Below are 21,282 nucleotides of genomic sequence, written 5' to 3' on the forward strand. Positions count from 1 at the left end.
CATCGGCTGGCGCCGCGCAGGGCTCGGAACAGTCTGATTCTTGAAGGATCTGGCGGCGGGCAATGTTCAACCCGCGCCGCAGCGGTTAGCCCCGCAGCGCCGCCTCGATCCCGCTGATGTCGATCTTCCCCATGGTCATCATGGCTTCGAAGGCGCGCTTGGCGGCGGCCGGGTCCGGGTCGATGATCGCGGCGGACAGGATGCGGGGCGTGATCTGCCATGACAGTCCCCACTTGTCCTTGCACCAGCCGCACTCGCTTGCCCGGCCGCCGTTGTCGATGATCGCGTTCCACAGGCGGTCCGTTTCTTCCTGATCGTCGGTGGCGACCTGGAACGAGAAGGCTTCGTTATGTTGGAAGGCCGGGCCGCCGTTCAGCCCCAGGCACGGGATGCCCATCACCGTGAATTCAACGGTCAGGACATCGCCTTCCTTGCCCGACGGATAGTCGCCGGGCGCGCGGTGGATCGCCTTGACGGCGCTGTCCGGAAAGGTCTTGGCGTAGAACGTCGCGGCCTCCAGGGCGGCGTTGTCGTACCAGAGGCAAATCGTGTTTTTGCTGAGCATGGTGTGTCTCCTGGGTGGATGTGCTGCCGTTGCGCCGCGTGCCTGGCGGCGCACGCGGCCAGGGATGGCCGCCACCTCAGGCCGGCGCGTCACGGCAGGCGCTGGCGTGGGGCTGATCAAGATTGGGACATTATTGAACCCGCGCCGCGCCCGGGTCGCGTCCAAAATCGTGACATTTGAAACGGGAATTGAAAGGCAAATTGGGGGTGCCGGCGCCGTCAGGCAAAAGCCGCCTGCACGGCATCGAAAGCGGCGGCCACCAGCGGATCGCCGCGCCGCCCGGCCTGGGTGATGAACGAGAGTCCGGCCTGGATGGCCAGCCCCTTCACCAGCAGCAGGCCGTTGGCCTGGGATTCCCGTAACGCGATGGAGTCCCTGGCCAGCGACAGGCCCACGCCGGACCGCACCAGGTCCAGCATGGAGGCTTCCTGATCCACCTCGGCGACCGCGTTGGGCGTAAGCCCTAACGCGTTGAATTTGTCCGATAGCAGGCGATGGTGCACGGAGTCTGGCGGGGTCCAGATCCACGGCAGCGCGGCGATCTCGCCCCAGCCCCGCCCCGCCACTTGCGCGCTCCATCCTTTGGGGGCCACCACGTAGTACGCGAAGGAGGCCAGCGGCAGCGCGTCCAGACCGGGCTGGGCGGCCGTGGACGCCTGGGGGCCCAATGAGAAGCCCACATCCAGATCGCCCGCCCGCACCTGCCGGCCCACCGATCCCGACATACCGTGGCGCAGGGTGGGGCGGATCTTCGGGTAATGCTCCACCAGGTATTGCAGCGTGGCGCCCAGGCGCAGGAATTCCGGGTCCAGGATGGTGCCGATGCGCAATTCGCCCTGCACGGTGTCGCGCAGGGCGCCGATGGCCCGCTGGAAATCATCCAGCGCGTCCAGGATACGGAGCGCGGACGGCAGCAACGCCCGCCCGTCGGCGTTCGGCGCCAGCCCTTGCGCCGTGCGCGAGAACAAGGTCAGGTCCAGCGATTCCTGGAAATTCTTCAGCTGAAGACTCAGCGCCGGCTGGGTCAGGTGCAGGTGTTCGGCCGCGCGCGTCAGATTCCCTTCGCGCGCCACGGCGGCAAAGGTCCGGATGTGCTTGAGGTCCATGGCGATGTCCGCAAGAAGGGGTGAGCATTATTAGGGATGCTTATAAGGCGCTTTTTAACATTTCATTGGACAGTTCCGGGCTGCTGAGCCAGAGTCACGCCAGATGCCCGGCGCGCGTTCAGACGCCGCAGCCGGGTCGGCTCACCGTGGCGGCAGCCCCAAAGCGCCGCCAACCAGATAAGAAGAGCTTATGGAGACATACGACATCGTCATCGTCGGCGCGGGGTCGGCCGGCTGCGTGCTGGCCAACCGCCTGAGCCAGGACCCGGGCACTCGGGTGCTGCTGCTGGAGGCCGGCGGCCGCGACAACTACCACTGGATCCATATTCCGGTGGGATACCTGTATTGCATCGGCAACCCGCGCACGGACTGGATGTACCGGACCGTCAAAGAGGCCGGCTTGGGCGGCCGTTCACTGATCTATCCGCGCGGCCGGGTGCTGGGCGGCTGCTCGTCCATCAACGGCATGATCTACATGCGCGGCCAGCGCGAAGATTACGAAGACTGGGCCGCGCTGTCGGGCGACCCGGCCTGGAGCTGGGACCGAGTGCTGCCGGTGTTCAAGCGCAGCGAGGACTACCATCGCGGCGCCGACGAGTTCCATGGCGCGGGCGGCGAGTGGCGGGTCGAATCCCAGCGGTTGCGCTGGGACATCCTGGAAGCGTTCGCGGGCGCCGCCGAACAGGAGGGCATTCCGCGCGTGCAGGACTTCAACCGGGGCGACAACTTCGGCAGCGGTTATTTCGAGGTGAACCAGCGCAGTGGCTGGCGCTGGAACACGTCCAAGGCGTTTCTGCGCCCCGTGCTCAAACGCCCGAACCTGCATGTGATGACGGGCGCCCAGGCCGAGCAACTGGTATTCGAGGGCAAGCGCTGCGTCGGCGTGCAACTGCGGCGTGGGGGAAAAAGCCTGACGGTGCGCGCAACCCGCGAAGTGGTGTTGGCGGCGGGCGCGGTCAATACCCCGCATCTGCTGGAACTATCGGGCATCGGCGAACCCGCGCGGCTGCGGGAAAGCGGCATTGCGCTGCGCCATGCCTTGCCCGGCGTGGGCGAGAACCTGCAAGACCACCTGCAACTGCGGGTCATCCTCAAGGTCAACGGGGTCAAGACGCTGAATCGCATTGCGTCGTCGTGGCGCGGCAAGGCCGGCATCGGCCTGGAATACCTGCTGAAACGCAGCGGCCCAATGAGCATGGCGCCGTCGCAACTGGGGGCATTCGCTAAATCCGACCCCAGCCAGACGCGCGCCAACGTGGAGTTCCATGTACAACCGCTGTCGCTGGGCGCTTTTGGCGAACCCCTGCATGCCTTCGACGCGTTTACGGCCAGCGTGTGCAATCTGCGGCCGACGTCGCGCGGCAGTGTCCATGCGCAAGGGGCGCCCGGTACGCCGGAGGCCGCCACGCCGGTCATTGCCGCCAACTACCTCAGCACGGAAGCGGATATCCAGGTGGCGGCCGATTCGATCCGGCTGGTGCGCCGTATCGCGGCGGCGCCGGCCCTGCAGCGCTATCAACCGCAGGAATGGTTGCCCGGCCCGGCCTACCAGACCGACGAACAGTTGCGCGAAGCGGCCGGCAAGATCGGCACGACGATCTTCCACCCGGTGGGGACGTGCGCGATGGGCAAGGACGCGGACAGCGGTGCGGTGGTGGACGCGCGGCTGCGGGTCTTCGGGCTGGAGGGCTTGCGCATCGCCGACGCGTCAGTCATGCCGCTGATCACGTCGGGCAACACCAATTCGCCGACCATCATGATCGCGGAGCGCGCCGCCGACATGATCCGCGAAGACGCGGGCGTTCAACGCAAGGAACGATAGGTTTCCTGGCGCTGGGGATGGGTCAGCATCACCTGCCAAAGCTGGCCCTCGCGCGACCGGAAGAACCCCGCGCAGCACATCAGATAGTATTTCCACATGCGGTAGAAGCGTGTGCCATAGCGTTCCTGCAACGCGGGCCACGCGCGTTCAAAGCGGTCCCACCAGGCCATCAGCGTGCGGTCGTAGTCGGCGCCGAAGTTGTGCCAGTCTTCAATGATGAAGCGGTGTTCGACGGCCGCCGCGATTTCGCGGGCAGACGGCAGCTTGCCGTTCGGGAACACGTACCGGTCGATCCAGGGGTCGGTGCTTTGGCTGGTGGCGGCGATGCCGATGGTATGCAGCAGGAAGATGCCGTCCGGCGCCATCAGGCGCTGCACATTGGAGAAGTAGGTGTCGTAGTTCTTCGGCCCCACGTGCTCGAACATGCCGACCGACACCACTTTATCGAAACTGCCTTGCAGGTCGCGGTAGTCTTGCAGCAGCAACTGCACCGGCAGGCCCTTGACCCGTTCCTGCGCCAGCGCCAACTGCTCTTTCGATACGGTCACGCCGGTGACCGTGACGCCATAGTTCTCGGCGGCAAACTTGGCCAGGCCGCCCCAGCCGCAGCCGATATCCAGCAACGTTTCGCCAGGCTTTAGCTGCAGCTTGCGGCAGATCATGTCCAGCTTGGCCAGCTGGGCGTCTTCCAGCGTCTGGGCGTTTTCCCAGTAGGCGCAGGAATAGATCATCCGGCTGTCCAGCATGGCTTCGAACACGTCGTTGCCGGCATCGTAGTGCTGCTCGCCAACTTCAAAGGCGCGGTGCTTGGATTGCAGGTTGAACAGCTTGTGGCGCAGGTGTTCGGCAATCAGCTTGATGCGGGCAACGCCCAGCGCCGCCGACCCCATGTCCGCGCGCAACAGGCGCGTGAAAAGCTCGTCCAGCTGCTCGCAATCCCATTCTCCGTCCATATAGGACTCGCCCAACCCCAGCGACCAGCTGGCGAAGACGCGCTCGTACATGTGCTTGTCGTGCACCTGGATGTCCCAGGGGCGCGTGCCGTTGATCAGGACATCGGCTCGGGACAGCACGTCCTGGAGCACTTTGGGCGGTTCGGGGGGAGGGGGGCTGACGGCGGGGGAAGAATGGCCGGTGGTCAGCGGAGAGACAGGACTGCTTTGCTGCATACGGACTCCATATCAATTTTGGGATGACTGATCTGGCAACGCCTGAAGCTCATTACTCTCGTCCCAACGGGCGGGCAACTCCAATTTAATGATTGGATCGCCTCGATAGGAAACCGCAATTTCCCACCGCGCCGGGGAGTGCTTCGAAGAGGATGGGCTTGATCGTAGCGAGGCGCGGGCCGGGTGTCCAGCACGGGCGGCGGGGCGCGCCTGGCCCATGCCGTTCATGTGATTGTTCGACCGGCGCGATTACACTAGTCCGCCCAGTGCGCCGCCGTGTCGGCTTGCGCCGATCCCGTGGAGTGTTTTGATGGTGGACGCCAGCCTGCAGCCCCGTTTGGATTTTGTCACCTGCGCCAGTCCGGCCGGCTTGCACCGCATGGCGTACTGGGAATGGGGCGACCCTGCCAACGACCGGGTGTTGGTCTGCGTCCACGGCCTGACGCGCAGCGGCCGAGATTTCGACGCGCTGGCGCGCCGGTTGGCCGACCAGTACCGGGTCGTCTGCCCCGACGTGGTGGGCCGCGGCCGGTCGGACTGGCTGGCCAACCCGGCGTTCTATACCGTGCCCCAATACGTGTCTGACATGGTCACGCTGATCGCGCGCCTGCGGCCGGCGCGGCTGGCTTGGGTCGGCACGTCGATGGGCGGGTTGATCGGCCTGGCGCTGTCGGGCGCCGCCGCGTTCGCCGGCGCCCTCCAACTTATGCGTCCGCACGCGGGCATGCTGCCGCCCGGGCAGGGCATCCGGCTGGACAAATTGGTGCTGAACGATGTGGGCCCCCGACTGGAAACCGGGGCGCTGTCGCGCATCGGCCAATATGTGGGCGAACCGGGCGAATTCGCCTCGTTCGACGAGGCCGTGGCCACCATGCGCGCCAATTCCGGGACATTCGGGCCGCACACGGATGCGCAATGGGCGGAACTGGCCCAATACCTGTATCCGGAATACGGCGGGAAATGGGTCAAGCATTACGATCTGGCGCTGGCCCAGGCGCTGGCGGCCCAAACGCCCGAAGAACTGGCGGCGGGCGAACAGATCCTGTGGCGTTCCTATGACGCGGTCACATGCCCGATGCTGATCGTGCGCGGCGCGCTGTCCGACCTGCTGACGCCCACCACCGTTGAAGAAATGCTTAAGCGAAACCCGCGCGCCCAGGCGCTGGAAGTGCCGGGCGTGGGGCATGCGCCCACGCTGATCGCCGACAGCCAGGTGGACCCCGTCGCGGCCTTTCTGCTGGCCTGACCGTCCGCCCTGCGATGATGGGGACAGTCCGGCGCTATCCATGCTGCCGGGCCTTCTCTACAATAGCCCCATGACATCGCCCACCCTGAACATCGATCTGCATTGCCATTCCACGGTCTCGGACGGCGCGCTTGCGCCCCGCGACGTGGCGCAGCGCGCGCATGCCAATGGCGTGGATGTCTGGGCATTGACCGACCACGACGAAGTGGGCGGTCTGGCCGAAGCCGCCAGCGCGGCCAAGGACCTGGGCATGCGGTTTGCCACCGGCGTCGAGATTTCGGTAACCTGGGCGGGCCTGACGGTGCATATCGTGGGCTTGCGCTTCAACCCGGAAAACACGGCTTTGGTCGAAGGCCTGCGCAAGACCCGGTCGGGTCGGGCCGAACGCGCCAAGCGCATCGGCGAACGTCTGGCGGATATGGGCATGCCCGGCGCCTATGAAGGCGCGCTGCCGTTCGCCGGCAACCCGGAACTGATCAGCCGCACCCATTTTGCCCGCTATCTGGTCGAAGCCGGCTACTGCCCCGACGTGCAAACCGTGTTTACCAAGCACCTGGGCGACGACCGTCCCGGCCATGTGCCGATGCAATGGGCCACGTTGGCCGAAGCGGTGGGCTGGATCCGTGGCGCGGGCGGCGTGGCGGTCATCGCCCACCCCGGCCGCTATAAGTACACCCCGCTGCAATTCGCCGCGCTATTCGACGAATTCCTGCAACTGGGCGGGCTGGGCATCGAGGTCAACACCGGCAGCCACACCGCCGAAGAAGCCCGCCAATACGCCGACGTCGCGCGACGCTACGGGTTCCTGGCCTCGCGCGGGTCGGATTTCCATAGCCCCAAGGAAAGCCGGATGGACCTGGGCCGTTTGCCCCCGCTGCCGTCCGACTTGAAGCCGGTCTGGCACGACTGGTTCTGACGCGGGCGGCCACCGCCGCCCATCCTGCAAGCCACCGATTTTGAGCGCGCCCCTGCGGCGCATCCGCCATGAACAAAGCCTTTGTTAAAGAGTCCGACAACGAGGACGACGACGATCTGCCGCAAACCCAGGCGTTGCCGGCGGGCACCAAGAACTACATGACCCCGGAAGGCTATGAGCGCCTTCGCGGCGAACTGACGCACCTGATGAATGTCGAGCGCCCGTCGGTCGTGCAAGTCGTGTCCTGGGCGGCGTCCAACGGTGACCGCTCCGAAAACGGCGACTACCTGTACGGCAAGAAGCGCCTGCGCGAGATCGATCGTCGTATGCGCTTCCTGACCAAGCGGCTGGACATTGCCGAAGTGGTCGACCCCGCCGCGCAGCCCAACCGCGACCAGGTGTTCTTCGGCGCCACCGTGTCGTACTCGGACAAGGCCGGCGAAGCGCACACCGTCACCATCGTGGGCGTGGACGAGGCCGAACCGCTGGCCGGCAAGATCAGCTGGATTTCCCCGGTGGCACGCGCACTGATCAAGGCCCGCGAAGGCGACACCGTCGTGCTGCGCACGCCGGGCGGAATCGAAGAGCTGGATATCCTGGAAGTCCGCTACCCGTAGGTCACGAACCCCGATCGGCTTCCCCCGATCCGTGTCCCGCGGTCTGTGACGGCACCCTTCAACTTGTAGGATGGGTGGAGCGCGAGAAGGTGGCCAATATCGCGCAAGTGCATCAACGCGCGCAACCCATCAGAAGGCGCTGCATTTCTTCCGTGATCTAGCGACCACGCAGTCGTTGCCTGATGGGTTACGCGCGCTGGGCGTTGGCATTCTTGTGCAGAACCTCTCGCGCTCCACCCATCCTACGTCGCGCAGGCCGCCATTGCGCACATCCCTCGCCCAAAAGGAAACAGGCGCCAGCTTGTGGCTGGCGCCTGTTTGGTTGGGAGGGCTCTGACGTCCCTGCCTCGGTCTGTGGCGGCTTTCGCCGCCGTTCCCCTGGGGCTTGCTGCTAATTCAATTCCACTGATCCGCGCCGCTTATTTCTTGCGCGCCGCAATCGACTTTTCGGCCATGTTGACCAGGTCTTCGCCGATCTGCTTCTTCCACTTGTCGTAGACGGGCTGGGTGACCTTGGCGAAGGCGTCGTGCTCGGCTTTCGACAGCGACGTCACGGTGACGCCATGGCCGGCAATTTCTTTCAACAGCGACGGGTCTTCCGGCGTCACGCCCTTGCGTGCGATCACAATCTGCTGTTTGCCGGCGTCAAGCGCGGCCTGGCGCACGATGTCGCGGTCTTTTTCCGACCACGAATTCCAGACCTCGCGGTTGACCACGAAGATCAGCGGGTCGGCCACGTAGTTCCACAACGTCAGGTACTTCTGGCCCACGGTGTACAGCTTGGAACCCGTGTAGATGGACAGGGGATTCTCCTGGCCGTCCACCGCGCCGCTGGCCAGCGCCGGCTGCGCATCGGCCCAGCTCATCTGCGTAGGGTTGGCGCCCAGCGCCGTGAACGTGTCGATGTACAGCGGCGAACCCACCACGCGCAGCTTCATGCCCTTCATGTCTTCGGGCTTCTTGATGTCGCGCTTGGAGTTGCTAAGCTGGCGATAGCCGTTTTCGCCCCAGGCCAGCGGCACCACGCCGGCCTTTTCGATCAGCTTGAACATTTCGCGGCCCACGTCGCCTTGCACCAGCGCGTCGATGGCGGCGTAGTCGGGCATCAGGAAGGGCAGGGAAAACAGGTTCAGTTGCTTGACCTGCGGCGACCAGTTGATGGTGGAACCCACCGCCATGTCGATCACGCCTTGGCGGATGGCGGTGAATTCGCGGGTTTGGTCGCCCTGGACCAACGACGTGCCGGGGTACACCTTGATATTGATCCGGCCCTGGGTGCGTTCGCGCACCAGGTTGGACCAAATTTCGGCGCCCTGGCCCCACGGGAAGGTGGTGCCCACGACGATGGACAGCTTGTATTCGGGCTTGTAGTTCTGCGCGATGGCAGGCGCCGTGCCGACCACGGCGGCGGCGCACAGCGCGGCGCCGATCAGGTTGCGGAAGTTCATGCGATGTCTCCTCTCTCTGCGAGTGTGTCTGTTGTTGTCTTGAGATCCAGCACTTCAATAACCCCGCTGCAATAGCCCAGCAGCGTCAATAACCCGGCATCAATAACCCAGCGTCAATAGCCCAATTTATGCGGCAGCCACAGCGCCAGCTGCGGGAACACCAGCACCGCCACCAAAACCAGGAACATTGCGCCCAGCAGCCACACCACCCAGCGCACCGTGGACTCCATCGGCACGCGTGCGATGCGGCACGACACCATCAGGTTCACGGCAAGCGGTGGCGTGAACTGGCCTAGCGCCACCTTCAGCGTCAGAATCACGCCGAACCACACGGGATCCCACCCATAGGCATTGGCGATCGGCATCAGCAGCGGCACGAAGATCAGGAAAATGGAAATACCGTCCAGGAACATGCCCACCGTCATCAGCAGCAGGATCAGCAGCGACAGCACGCCCCATTCGCCCAGGCCGGAATTGACGATGGCATTGGTGATTGGATCAATCACGCTAAGCGTGGACAGGGCCCAGGCAAAGATGCCGGCCAGGGTCACCACCAGCATGATGACGGCGGATAGCTCCGCGGCTTCGCGCAGGATGGTGTACAGGTCGCGGAACTTGATGGTGCGATGGATGAAGCCGCCGACGAACAAGCCGTAGAACACGGCCACGACGGCCGCCTCGGTGGGCGTGAACCAACCCAAGCGCATGCCGCCCAGGATCAGCACGGGGGCGGCAAGGCCCCAAGACGCTTCGCGCAGGCTTGCCCAGAAGGGCGGGCGCGGCAAGTGCGCTTCCAGCGCGCCCATTTTGTATTTGCGCGACAGCCAGACGGCAGGGACGATCAGGGCCAGGCCCGCCATGATGCCGGGAATCATGCCTGCGGCGAACAGCGCGGGCACCGAGGCGCCCGGCACCAGCACCGAATAGATAATGAAGGCGACCGACGGCGGGATCAGGATGTCGGTGGCGGCGCCCGCAGCCACGACCGAGGCCGAGAACGAACCGGGGTAGCCCGCGCGCGACATGGCCGTGATCATCACCGCGCCCACGGCTGCCGCGCAAGCCGGACCCGAGCCCGAAATGCCGCCCAGGAACATGGCCACCGCGATGGACACCAGCGGCAGCATGCCCGGACCGCGGCCGACGATGGCGATGGCGAAGTCCACCAGCCGCTTGGCCACGCCAGACCGGTCGAAAATGGAGCCGACCAGCACGAACATCGGAATGGCAAGCAGCGGATACTTGGCCAGGCCGGCGTAGAAGTTCTGCGGCACGGTCAACAGGCCATACCAGGGGGTGTCCAGGTTTGACAGCACGATGGCGACGGTGCCGCCAATGCCCAGCGCCACGCCAACCGGCACCCCGATCAGCATCAGGACGATGAAGACGACGAAGAGGATGGTGGCGATCATTTGACGTCGTTCCGGGCGCCGCGCGCGATGCGTCGAATGATGCCGACGGTGCGCAGCGAGATCGCCGCGGCCATCACGGGCAGCCAGATCGAATACCACCAGGTTGGCACGCCGATCGCCGGGGACGTCTCTTCATAGATGAATTCGTCCGACACCAGCTTTACCGACAGCACGGTCAGCAGCAGGAAGAACGCCAGCACGCAGCTGTTCGAAATCAGCGCCATGATGCGCTGGCGGCGCGGCGAACCGTTGTCGGCCAGGATCTCGATGCGGATATGGTGGTTGCGAACAAACGCCACGCTGCCGCCCGCCATGGTCAGCACAATCAAGAGGAATACCGAAATCTCTTCGGTCCAGGCGAAAGACTGGTCGGTGAAATAGCGCACCAGCACATTCATGAAGGTGATCAGGGCCAGCGTGGCCAGCAGGATCACGGCCAGCCAGTCTTCGATGGCCAGGGGCACCTTTACGGCGGGATCTGCTTCAACGGGGATGATCGGTTCGACAGGCTCGACGGGGGCTTCGGGGCGGGACATGGGGTGAGGCGACGGCTTCGGCGCTTAACGCGCGTTCTATGAATAAGTCGCTGCATCCTACCGTTGCCCTGCGGACGCGATAGTTCGTGTTTTCCCGTGGTGCGGGGCGGCAACAACATGCTGCGTCGCAGCAAGGGACAGCGCCTAGGGTGCCGCCGCTTCGGATAAACCGCGCCCACGACGCGTCTTTATTCGGATATTGCCGCGCACCATTCCAGTGCGCGGCAGCCAGAATTCTTTTGTAACAATGGGGAAAACAGGGGGTTCGGACGCTTCTTGAACAAGCGCTCCGGGAAAACCCCCTAAACAGGTAAAATCACTTTTTGCACCCATCCTTATACGGCGCCCGCATCGTGTCCCTAGTTCAGCATCTGCCTGGTTCCTCCGTCCTGTCCTCCTTTCGTCGTGATCGCCTTCTTGCGCAACTGAAGGAAGCCGGCCTGCCGGTGGCCGACATCTCCGCCCGTTACGAGCACTTCGTTAGCACCGACGCTGCCCTGACGGCCGAACAGCAGCAACACCTGACCCAACTGCTGGATTACGGCACGCCCGGCACGGCTGAAACGCCCGCCAAGAGCCTGTCGCTGCTGGTCATTCCGCGCCTGGGCACCATTTCCCCGTGGGCCAGCAAGGCCACCGACATCGCCCACAACTGCGGCTTGTCGTCGGTGCACCGCATCGAACGCGGCGTGCGCTACGTGATCACCCCGGAACGCGGCCTGCTGGGCACCAAGTCTTTCGACGACGCCATGCTGGCGCGCGCGGCGGATTGCCTGCACGACCGCATGACCGAAACCGTGGTCGACGCCAGCTTTGACGGCCAGGCGCTGTTCCAGGCGCTGGCGGGCAAGCCGATGCGCACCGTGGGCGTGCAGGCTGACGGCGTCAAGGCGCTGGCCGAAGCCAACGTGTCGCTGGGCCTGGCCCTGTCCGAAGACGAAATCGAATACCTGGCCAAGTCGTTCACGGACCTGGGGCGCGACCCCACCGACGTGGAACTGATGATGTTCGCCCAGGCCAACAGCGAACACTGCCGCCACAAGATCTTCAACGCCGAATGGGTGATCGACGGCCAGGAACAGCCCAATACGCTGTTCGGCATGATCCGCGCCACGCACAAGGCGCAGCCGGAAGGCACGGTCGTGGCGTATTCGGACAACGCCGCCATCATGGCAGGCGGCCCCGCGCAGCGCTTCCAGGCCGGGGTGCCCGGCGTCACGGGGCAGGGCGCCGACGGCGCCAAGTACATTCGCCGCGACACCACCGTGCACACCTTGATGAAGGTGGAAACCCACAACCACCCGACCGCGATCGCCCCATTCCCGGGCGCATCCACCGGCGCGGGCGGCGAAATCCGCGACGAAGGCGCCACCGGCCGCGGCTCCAAGCCCAAGGCCGGCCTGACGGGCTTCACCGTGTCGCACCTGCGTTTCGACGACGCGCTGCAACCCTGGGAAGCCGACCACCACGGCCTGCCCGAGCGCATCGCCTCGCCGCTGTCCATCATGATCGACGGCCCCATTGGCGGCGCCGCGTTCAACAACGAATTCGGCCGTCCCAACCTGCTGGGCTACTTCCGCTCGTTCGAGCAGACGGCAGGCGGCACGCGCTGGGGCTACCACAAGCCCATCATGATCGCGGGCGGCCTGGGCAGCATCGACGCCGGCCTGACCCACAAAGACGTGATCCCCCCCGGCGCGCTGTTGATTCAGCTGGGCGGCCCGGGCTTCCGTATCGGCATGGGCGGCGGCGCCGCGTCCAGCATCAGCATGGGCAGCAACTCGGCCGAACTGGACTTTGATTCCGTCCAGCGCGGCAACCCGGAAATCGAACGCCGTGCCCAGGAAGTCATCGACCGCTGCTGGCAGCAGGCCGAAAACAACCCCATCATCGCGATCCACGACGTAGGCGCGGGCGGCTTGTCCAATGCCTTCCCGGAATTGGTCAACGACGCTGGCCGCGGCGCCATCTTCGATCTGAAACGCGTGCCGCTTGAAGAGTCCGGCCTGTCGCCGGCTGAAATCTGGAGCAATGAATCGCAGGAACGCTATGTCCTGTCGATCCTGCCCAAAGACCTGGAACGCTTTGACGCCATCGCGCGCCGCGAACGCTGCCCGTATGCGGTCGTGGGCGTGGCCACCGAAGAGCGCCAACTGCGCGTGGTGGACGGCGAGGGCCTGCCCGGCCTGGACACGATCCGCCCGCAAGGCGAGGCCGAAGTGCGCCCCGTTGACGTGCCGATCGACGTGATCCTGGGCAAGCCGCCGCGCATGACCCGCGACGTGCGCCGTCTGCCGGGCGTGTCCGCGCCGCTGGACCTGGCCGGCATCGACCTGACCGAAGCCGCCTACCGCGTGCTGCGCCACCCCACCGTGGCCAACAAGTCGTTCCTGATCACCATCGGCGACCGCACCGTGGGCGGGCTGTCCAGCCGCGACCAGATGGTCGGCCCCTGGCAAGTGCCGGTGGCGGATTGCGCCGTCACCCTGGCCGACTACGAAGGCTTCCGTGGCGAAGCCATGTCGATGGGCGAACGCACCCCCATCGCCATGCTGGACGCCCCGGCTTCCGGCCGCATGGCCGTGGCCGAAGCCCTGACCAACCTGGCCGCCGCCGACGTGGCGCGCCTGGAAGACATCAAGCTGTCCGCCAACTGGATGGCGGCTTGCGGCGTGGACGGCCAAGACGCTGCGCTGTATGACACCGTGTCCGCCGTCAGCGAACTGTGCCAGGCCACCGGCCTGTCCATCCCCGTGGGCAAGGATTCCCTGTCCATGAAAACGTCCTGGGAACAGGACGGCGAGCAGCGCCAGGTGGTCGCGCCCGTGTCGTTGGTGGTCACGGCGTTCGCGCCGGTGGCCGACGTGCGCGCCAGCCTGACCCCGCAACTGCGTACCGACGCCGGCGACAGCGTGCTGATCCTGATCGACCTGGGCCGTGGCCGCCACCGCATGGGCGGCTCGATCCTGGCGCAGACGTACAACCAAATCGGCGAAACCGTGCCGGACATCGACGCGCCGCAAGACCTGCGCGCGTTCTTCATCACGATCCGCACGCTGGCCGAAGCCGGCACCATCCTGGCCTATCACGACCGTTCCGACGGCGGCCTGTTCGCCACGCTGACCGAAATGGCCTTCGCCGGCCGCACTGGTATTTCCGTGAACCTGGACATGCTGACCTTCGATCCGCAATCGGCGGATTGGGGCGACTACAAGATCCGCCCGGACCAGGTAAAGGTGCAGCGCGAAGAACTGACGCTGAAGGCGCTGTTCTCGGAAGAAGCCGGCGCCGTCATCCAGGTGCCGGCATCGCAGCGCGACGCCGTCATGCAAGTGCTGCGCGGCGCGGGCCTGTCGGCCCACTCGCACGTCATCGGCGGCCTGAACGGCGCCGACGAAGTCGAGTTCTACCGCGACGGCAAGAAGGTCTGGGGCCATCCGCGTGCTGACCTGGGCCGCGCCTGGAGCGAAGTGTCCTACCGCATCATGGCGCGCCGCGACAACCCGGCCTGCGCCCAAGCCGAACTGGACGTCTGGAACGATACGACCGACCCGGGCATGAGCCCGAACGTGTCGTTCGACCCGCAAGAAGACATCGCGGCGCCCTTCATCAACACCGGCAAGCGTCCGCGCGTGGCCATCCTGCGCGAGCAGGGTTGCAACAGCCAGGTTGAAATGGCCTGGGCGTTCGACACCTCGGGCTTCGAAGCCATCGACGTCCACATGACCGACCTGCTGGCCGGCCGCGTGGATCTGGCGCAGATGCAAGGCCTGGTGGCCGTGGGCGGTTTCAGCTACGGCGACGTGCTGGGCGCCGGCGAAGGCTGGGCACGGACCATTCGCTTCAACAGCCAGTTGTCGGACCAATTCGCCGCGTACTTCGCGCGTCCGGATACGTTCGCGCTGGGCGTGTGCAACGGCTGCCAGATGATGGCGGCGTTGGCCCCCATGATTCCGGGCGCCGAACACTGGCCGCGCTTCACGCGCAACCAGTCGGAAAAGTACGAAGCGCGCCTGTCGATGGTGGAACTGGCCAAGTCGCCGTCCATCTTCTTCGCCGGCATGGAAGGCGCCCGCATTCCGGTTGCCGTGGCCCACGGCGAAGGCTTTGCCGATTTCTCACAGCAAGGCGACGCCAGCCGTGTGCTGACTGCCGCGCGCTACATCGACAACCGTGGCCAAGCCACCGAAGCCTACCCGTTCAACCCGAACGGCAGCCCGGGCGGCCTCACGTCTGTCACGACGGCCGACGGCCGCTTCACGGTGATGATGCCGCACCCGGAACGCGTGACCCGCAACGTCATGATGTCGTGGGCGCCCGAGACATGGGGCAACGCCGACAAGGGCGGCGCATACAGCCCGTGGATGCGCATTTTCCGCAACGCGCGCGCTTGGCTGAAGTAAGGCCTGGCTGCGACCACTCCTGGCCCGCTAACCGGGCCAGGCAGAAAACGGGCTTCGGCCCGTTTTTTTATCGTCGCGATTGGCGTGTGCCTGGGATGCGCCTGGATCAGGGCAGGGCGCCGTGCAGGGACGATGCCTGGCCGGCGAACTGCGTGGCGAGTTCCTCCGCCGCGGGCGTCAGAGGTTGTCCGGCGCGTTGAAGCAAGCTGACCACATAGGCGGGCAGCGGCTCTTCGACCGGCACGATGTCCAGTTGCTCGCGCAACAATCCCGTCGTGATCAGCGCCGTGGGCAGCAACGCCATGCGGTCGCTGTTGGCGACGAGCGCGGCGGCGTCGATCAGTCCGTCCGTATGCATGTCCACGCGGGGCGGGCCCAACTGCGCCTGCTCGAATACCTGATATATGGATGCGCCAGGCTGGCCGGGCGGACCGGCCACCGCGTAGACCACGTCCCGCAACGCCTTCAGGGACCGCGCATGCCGCATGGGATGGCCGCGGCGCGCGGCGACGGCCATCGGGCTGTTCATCAGCGTGCGCGCCATTAGCTGCGCGTCAGGCGGGTCGTCGTGGCCAAGCGGGCAGATGGCGAAGTCCAGCAGCCCGTCCCGCAGCAGCGGCGTCAGCGTATGACAAAGGCCGCTGCGGCTGCTGAGTTCCACATTGGGATAAATCAGACGGAATCGGTGGATCGCCGCAGGCGCCAGCAGCATGGAAGCCACTGCGGAAATGCCGTATTGCACCTTGCCGCTGCGATCGCCGCGCAGTTGCGCCATGGTGTCCCGGGCGCGTTTGGTCTCGTGCACCAGGTGCTGCGCGTGCGGCAGAAAGCGCTTGCCGTAGTCGTTGGGCCGCATGCCTTTGGCGTGGCGGTCGAATAGCGGCAATCCCAGCGTGCTTTCCAGCCGGCGCAGGGATTTTGTCATGGCGGGCTGTGTCTGTCCGGTGGCGCGGGCCGCCGCATGCACGCTGCCGTGTTGCGTGACGGCAAGAAAATCGAATATCTGCTGCAGCTTCATATTGATGTCTCCCCGTTATGACTGGGTACGCCTGTTCTGGCCGGGCCCCACGCGGGCGGTTATGGGGTGAACGACCGTAGTTCATTAACCCATGCGCGGCAACCCTCGGACGGGCAGCGGTTGACCGATGTCAAAGCGATGTAACCCAATGAGATATTTAACTTTTCATTGCATTGCGCCGTTAACCGGACAAGCGTTATGCAACTCCGGAGTGGCCTTTCATGTTCAAGAATTTAAGTATCCGAGCAATCCTCACGTCCGCCCTGGGCGTCTTCTTTGCGCTCTTCCTGGTAACCGGCGTCGCCGTGTATCAGCAACTGACGTCTAACCGCACGTCCATTGAGCTGCTGCTGGACACGAATCTGGTCCGCGCCAACGCCGTGGACTCGGCGGCTGCTGAATTGCTGCGCGCGCGCCTGGTGCTGCTGGCGGCGCAAAGCGCGCTGCTGGAAGGCAAGAGCATCGACAGTATGGCCAGCATGCAGCGGCTGGACGGTTACACCAAAAAGGCGTCCGACCTGGTCGATATCGCCCGCAAGCAGCCCGAGACGTCCGCCGAGGGCAAGCCCTTGTTCACCGCCGCGCTGGCTGCCTACGACGTCTACCAGCGCGATGCGATCACGCCAATGGTGGCCGCCATCCGTGCCGGCAAGCCGCAGGACGCCAGCCGGTTGAACCTTGAAAAGGTCACGCCGCTGGGCATCGCGTTTACGCAGGCCATCCAGAAGTATGTGGACTATGCCGACGAAGTGGGCCAGCGCGTGGCGCGCGACACGTCCGCCCGCATCAACGGGGCGATCGTGCTGCTTGTGTGTTTGCTGGCGGTGGTGGCCGTGCTGGTGGTCAGTCTGTACGTGATTTTCGCGCGCTCGGTGTTCCGTCCCATGCACGACGCCGGCCGTTTGTTCGACCGCATCGCCGCGGGCGACCTCAGCAACCGCATCGAGCAGCGTGGCAACAACGAGATCGGCGTGTTGTATGCCGCGGTCAAGCGCATGCAGGACAGCCTGGCCCGCACGGTATCGGCCGTGCGATTGGGCGTGGAAGAGATCCACACCGGTTCGCGCGAAATCGCGGCGGGCAACATCGACCTGTCTTCCCGCACCGAGCAGCAGGCGGCCTCGCTGGAGGAAACCGCAGCCAGCATGGACGAACTGTCGTCCACCGTGAAGAACAATGCGGACAGTTCGCGCAGCGCATCGCAATTGGCCACGGCGGCCTCCGAAGTGGCCACGCGTGGCGGCAGGGCGGTGGGCGACGTGGTCGGCACGATGCGCGGCATCGCCGACAGCTCCAAACGCATTGCCGATATCGTCGGCGTGATCGACGGCATCGCGTTCCAGACCAACATCCTGGCGCTGAACGCCGCGGTGGAAGCGGCGCGCGCGGGTGAGCAAGGCAAGGGCTTTGCCGTGGTGGCCAGCGAAGTGCGCGCGCTGGCGCAACGCAGCGGTCAGGCGGCGAAGGAAATCAAGGGATTGATCGACGAGTCCGTGCAGAAGGTGTCGATTGGATCGGACCAGGTGGAAGCCGCTGGCGCCACCATGCAGGAGATCGTCGTGTCGGTGCGCCGCGTGACGGACATCATCAACGAGATCTCAAGCGCGTCCGAAGAGCAGTCGCAAGGCATCCAGCAGGTGAATCAGGCCGTGTCGCAAATGGATAGCGTGACGCAGCAGAACGCGGCGCTGGTTGAGCAGGCCGCGGCCTCTGCGGCGTCGCTCGAGACGCAGGCGCAGCGGCTGCGCGAGGCCGTGGCGGTGTTCAAGCTGCAAGCCGGCGGCCAGGTGATCGACGCCGATGCGCCCGCGTTGGGACGCGGCCAGGAACCGGCGCTGATCGGCGCCTGACGGCAACGGCCATCGGCACATTGCCGGTGGCCGTCTTATCGCCGCAGGGGCCGCGGAGCACGCCCTGTCCGGATCAGGGGCATGCGTCACTCCGCTTCGTCCTGCTTACTGGTCCAGTTGAATCTTGGCGTCGGCGGCCACGTTCTTCCATTTCTTCACGTCGCTGGCAATCACTTGCTGGAACGCGTCCGAGGTACCCGCCACGACCGTGCCGCCCAGGCTGGCCATCTTGGCCTTCACGTCCGGGGCGTTCAACGCCTTGACCGAGGCGTCGTGCAGTTTCTTCTTCACGTCTTCCGGCAAGCCCTTGGGCGCCAGCAGGCCGTTCCAGGCGTTGGCCTCATAGCGCGCCAGGCCGGCTTCCTTGAAGGTCGGCGTGTCGGGCAGTTCGGGCGAACGCGTATCGGCGGCGATGGCGATGGGGCGGATCTGGCCGCCCTTGATGTAGGGCAGCGATGCCGGCAGCGGTTCCCAGATCATCGAGACCTGGCCGCTGATGACGTCGGTGAACGCCGGGCCCGCGCCGCGGTACGCGATGTGCATGAGCTTGGCGCCCGTCATCGACTTCATCAATTCCATGGCCAGGTTGCCCAGGCCGCCCGCGCCCGACGAGGCGTAGGTGTAGCGGTCGGGATTGGCCTTGGACGTTGCGATCAGCGCGTTCAGGTCGGCCGCCGGAAAGTCCTTCGTGACGCTCAGCACGCCCGGCACGGTTACCAGTTGCGTGATCGCGGTGAAGTCCTGCGTGGCGTCATAGGTCAGCGACTTGTACACGGCCGGGTTGGTGCCGTGCGTGCTGGACGAGGCCAGCAGCAGGATGTAGCCGTCGGGGGCGGAGTCGGCCACGAAGCGGGTGCCGATCGAACCGCCCGCGCCGGCCTTGTTCTCGACCACCACGGTGGCGCCCAGTTCGGTGCCTAGTTGCGCGGCGAAGACGCGGCCGATGATGTCGGCGGTGCCGCCCGGGGCGAACGGCACGATCAGGCGCACGGGCTTGGAGGGGTAGGCCGCGGTTTGTTGCGCCGAAGCGGCGCCGGCGGCCAGCGTGGCGCCGGTCAGCAGCGCCAGCGCGAGGGTGGATTTCTTGAAGTTCATCTGTGTCTCCAGGTGAAGGTTAGTCGAGGCTGCGGTCGAGCCAATCGAGGATCAATCCGGCGATCTGGTCGCTATTGCGGTCCAGCATGCAGAAATGGGAATTGCCGGGGATGCCGGCCGCGGGCAGGTCCAGAACCTGAGTGCGAACGCCGGCCGCGCGCAGCGCGCGCCAATAGGCATCCGTCTGGCCGCGGTAGCGCAGCCAGGTGTCGTCCGCCTGAAAGTGGTCGCCCCACACCAGCAGATGCGGTGGCAAGTGGCAGGGCGGGGCGGCTGGGGTGCCCGTGGGCTCCAGCGCGACGACGGCACGCACGGTGGCCGTGTATTCCTGGGCGAGTAGCGTGGCGAAACCGCCACCCTGGCTGTGGCCGAAGACGATGCAGGGACCGGCCAGCTCCAGCAGTTGCCGGTAGGCGTCCAGCGCCATGTCGCCATGGGTCAGCCAGCGCGGCACGAACTGTTTGGCGAAGGTGTCGAAGGATTCGGTGGGGAATTGCTGCCCCGGATAGGCTTGGCGCGGTTCACCGGCAGGCGCATAGCCCGAGGCCGGGCCGATGCGGAACAGGCGCCACGCCTCTTCCTTGGAGCGGAAGATGGGCGCGCTGTCATAGACCTGCGGGTACATCGCCCACGACGCGCGGCCACGTTCGGGCGCATCGGACACGAACACGTCGTAGCCCGCTTGCAGCAGGCGCCACAGCCAGCCTTGGCGGCCGTCGGGCGTGCTTTCCCATTGCGCGCCCGTCATGCCGCCGCCATGCCATAGCAACACCGGGTAGGGATGGCGCGGTTGCGCCAACCGGTATTCCTGCACGTAGAGCTGCCCGACGCTGTAGCCGCCGTTCATGTCGATCAATCGCGGCGACGCGTTGTCCACCACCTTTTTCTGCAGCATCGGCACGCCGCCGGCCACGGCCTCGCTGCCGCCCAGGAAATGACTGCGGAGGGATTTGAGCAGGACAGGGGTGTCGGACATCGGCGTAACCAAAGAGGGGACGCCGGGATGTTAGTTGCCAGATGTATCTGGGTTGTGCAAAATGAGCACCCCTTGTGCCAGATCGGCACAGGCGTTGAACCCCCACGCCGCACCCGTTCTGGAAGAGATATGGACACCAAATGGCTGGAAGACCTTGTCGCCTTATCGAAGTCGCGCAACATGTTCCAAGCGGCCGAGGCGCGTAGCGTGACGCATCCGGCGTTCGGGCGCCGCATCAAGGCGCTGGAGGAATGGGCAGGCGTGGCGCTGGTTGAGCGCGGCCATCAGGCCACCACCCTGAACCCGGCCGGGCGCAGCATGCTGGCGGCCGCCATCGACGTGCTGGATATCCTGCGCGACACCCGCCAGGCGCTGCAAAAGCCCGAGCAGGAACGTAACCGCAAGATCACCATCGCCTCGGGCAAGACCCTGGCGCATTCCGTGCTGCCCGGCGTGATGGCCAGCGTGCAGCAGGGCATGCCGGCGTTCCAGTTGAAGGTCATCACCACCACGCTGAACTACGGCGTGGACATGCTGGCGGATGGCGAGGTGGACTTTTTGCTGTGCCACGCGCACGAGCCGCTCTACGCCAAAATCGACAACCCGGGGTATCGGTGCCGGCGCGTCGGGGCCGACAAGCTGGTGGCCGTCAGCGCGCCGGTGTCGCCAGGCGGACGCCATCCACGCCATGCCGTGCCCAAGCTGGCCTCGGACCCGGCCGTGCCGTTCCTGGCTTATGCCGACAGCATGTCGCTGGGCCGCATCCTGCATGACCGCCTGCGCGGGCTTTGCGTGGTGCCGCTGCTGCAGACCATGTATGAATCGGATTTGGCCGATGCCTTGCACGCGATGGCGCGTCAGGGCTTCGGCCTGGCCTGGCTGCCGCACACGCTGATCGAAGCCGACTTGCGAACGGGCGCGCTGGTGCGTGCCGACAGCGCCCGCAACGACATCCATATGGAGATCCGGCTGTACCAGTCGGTCGACAACGCCAAGCCGCTGGCCCGCCAGGTATGGAGCCGGATCGAGGCCTACGCCGCCAGATAACGACACCGAATTCGCTTTCGAGAACGTCAAACGGGGACAAAAGGTGCCAGCGGGCC

16 protein-coding genes are annotated in these 21,282 nt (G+C 65.6%); 7 read left to right on the plus strand and 9 right to left on the minus strand.

Annotated features, from left to right (window positions below):
- Nucleotides 1-85: 85 nt before the first annotated feature.
- A complete protein-coding gene (locus ACI0FO_RS26090; RefSeq protein WP_416031541.1) occupies nucleotides 86-565 on the minus strand; it encodes a VOC family protein in 480 nt (159 codons plus the stop codon).
- Nucleotides 566-783: 218 nt separating this feature from the next.
- Nucleotides 784-1,671, minus strand: coding sequence for a LysR family transcriptional regulator (locus ACI0FO_RS26095; RefSeq protein ID WP_416031543.1), 888 nt, complete (start codon nucleotides 1,669-1,671; stop codon nucleotides 784-786).
- 190 nt (nucleotides 1,672-1,861) lie between these two features.
- Between ACI0FO_RS26095 and ACI0FO_RS26100 the strand changes: the two genes are divergently transcribed.
- Nucleotides 1,862-3,493, plus strand: coding sequence for a GMC family oxidoreductase (locus ACI0FO_RS26100; RefSeq protein ID WP_416031545.1), 1,632 nt, complete (start codon nucleotides 1,862-1,864; stop codon nucleotides 3,491-3,493).
- Here ACI0FO_RS26100 and cfa read toward each other — a convergent pair.
- On the minus strand, nucleotides 3,475-4,662 hold the full coding sequence (gene cfa, locus ACI0FO_RS26105; RefSeq protein WP_416031547.1) for a cyclopropane fatty acyl phospholipid synthase: 1,188 nt from the start codon (nucleotides 4,660-4,662) through the stop codon (nucleotides 3,475-3,477). The genes ACI0FO_RS26100 and cfa overlap by 19 nt on opposite strands.
- Before the next feature lie 310 nt (nucleotides 4,663-4,972).
- Between cfa and ACI0FO_RS26110 the strand changes: the two genes are divergently transcribed.
- From ACI0FO_RS26110 to greB, 3 genes are all read left to right on the plus strand, one after another.
- Nucleotides 4,973-5,908 carry an alpha/beta fold hydrolase gene (locus tag ACI0FO_RS26110; RefSeq protein WP_416031549.1) on the plus strand — a complete coding sequence of 312 codons (936 nt, stop codon included), beginning with the start codon at nucleotides 4,973-4,975 and terminating at the stop codon, nucleotides 5,906-5,908.
- 70 nt (nucleotides 5,909-5,978) lie between these two features.
- A complete protein-coding gene (locus ACI0FO_RS26115; RefSeq protein ID WP_416031551.1) occupies nucleotides 5,979-6,824 on the plus strand; it encodes a 3',5'-nucleoside bisphosphate phosphatase in 846 nt (281 codons plus the stop codon).
- A 68-nt stretch (nucleotides 6,825-6,892) separates the two neighbouring features.
- On the plus strand, nucleotides 6,893-7,441 hold the full coding sequence (greB, locus tag ACI0FO_RS26120; RefSeq protein ID WP_105557741.1) for a transcription elongation factor GreB: 549 nt from the start codon (nucleotides 6,893-6,895) through the stop codon (nucleotides 7,439-7,441).
- A 419-nt stretch (nucleotides 7,442-7,860) separates the two neighbouring features.
- Here greB and ACI0FO_RS26125 read toward each other — a convergent pair whose 3' ends face one another.
- The 3 genes from ACI0FO_RS26125 to ACI0FO_RS26135 all read right to left on the minus strand — a co-directional run bounded on the left by ACI0FO_RS26125 (nucleotide 7,861) and on the right by ACI0FO_RS26135 (nucleotide 10,837).
- Nucleotides 7,861-8,889, minus strand: a complete 1,029-nt coding sequence (locus ACI0FO_RS26125) for a DctP family TRAP transporter solute-binding subunit (RefSeq protein WP_416031552.1) — start codon at nucleotides 8,887-8,889, stop codon at nucleotides 7,861-7,863.
- 113 nt (nucleotides 8,890-9,002) lie between these two features.
- Nucleotides 9,003-10,301 carry a TRAP transporter large permease gene (locus tag ACI0FO_RS26130; protein WP_105557743.1) on the minus strand — a complete coding sequence of 433 codons (1,299 nt, stop codon included), beginning with the start codon at nucleotides 10,299-10,301 and terminating at the stop codon, nucleotides 9,003-9,005.
- A complete protein-coding gene (locus ACI0FO_RS26135; protein WP_416031553.1) occupies nucleotides 10,298-10,837 on the minus strand; it encodes a TRAP transporter small permease in 540 nt (179 codons plus the stop codon). The genes ACI0FO_RS26130 and ACI0FO_RS26135 overlap by 4 nt, the downstream gene beginning before the upstream one ends.
- 353 nt (nucleotides 10,838-11,190) lie before the next feature.
- Between ACI0FO_RS26135 and purL the strand changes: the two genes are divergently transcribed.
- The gene (gene purL / locus ACI0FO_RS26140; RefSeq protein ID WP_416031554.1) at nucleotides 11,191-15,240 is read left to right on the plus strand and encodes a phosphoribosylformylglycinamidine synthase; all 4,050 of its coding nucleotides are present in this window, start codon (nucleotides 11,191-11,193) and stop codon (nucleotides 15,238-15,240) included.
- 106 nt (nucleotides 15,241-15,346) lie between these two features.
- Here the strand turns inward: purL and ACI0FO_RS26145 are convergent, their stop codons facing one another.
- Nucleotides 15,347-16,258 carry a LysR substrate-binding domain-containing protein gene (locus ACI0FO_RS26145; protein WP_416031555.1) on the minus strand — a complete coding sequence of 304 codons (912 nt, stop codon included), beginning with the start codon at nucleotides 16,256-16,258 and terminating at the stop codon, nucleotides 15,347-15,349.
- 221 nt (nucleotides 16,259-16,479) lie between these two features.
- On the opposite strand from ACI0FO_RS26145, the gene ACI0FO_RS26150 reads away from it, so the two are divergent.
- Complete coding sequence (locus ACI0FO_RS26150; RefSeq protein WP_416031556.1) at nucleotides 16,480-18,108, plus strand: methyl-accepting chemotaxis protein; 1,629 nt, start codon at nucleotides 16,480-16,482, stop codon at nucleotides 18,106-18,108.
- 105 nt (nucleotides 18,109-18,213) lie between these two features.
- Here ACI0FO_RS26150 and ACI0FO_RS26155 read toward each other — a convergent pair whose 3' ends face one another.
- Together ACI0FO_RS26155 and ACI0FO_RS26160 are read right to left on the minus strand one after the other, a co-directional pair.
- On the minus strand, nucleotides 18,214-19,203 hold the full coding sequence (locus ACI0FO_RS26155) for a Bug family tripartite tricarboxylate transporter substrate binding protein (RefSeq protein ID WP_416031557.1): 990 nt from the start codon (nucleotides 19,201-19,203) through the stop codon (nucleotides 18,214-18,216).
- Nucleotides 19,204-19,222: 19 nt separating this feature from the next.
- A complete protein-coding gene (locus ACI0FO_RS26160) occupies nucleotides 19,223-20,179 on the minus strand; it encodes an alpha/beta fold hydrolase (RefSeq protein ID WP_416031558.1) in 957 nt (318 codons plus the stop codon).
- A 129-nt stretch (nucleotides 20,180-20,308) separates the two neighbouring features.
- Here ACI0FO_RS26160 and ACI0FO_RS26165 point away from each other — a divergent pair, with 129 nt between their 5' ends.
- Nucleotides 20,309-21,226, plus strand: coding sequence for a LysR family transcriptional regulator (locus tag ACI0FO_RS26165; RefSeq protein ID WP_416031559.1), 918 nt, complete (start codon nucleotides 20,309-20,311; stop codon nucleotides 21,224-21,226).
- Nucleotides 21,227-21,282 lie beyond the last annotated feature (56 nt).

The organism is Achromobacter marplatensis (assembly GCF_049060505.1).
GTDB lineage: Bacteria > Pseudomonadota > Gammaproteobacteria > Burkholderiales > Burkholderiaceae_B > Achromobacter > Achromobacter marplatensis_A.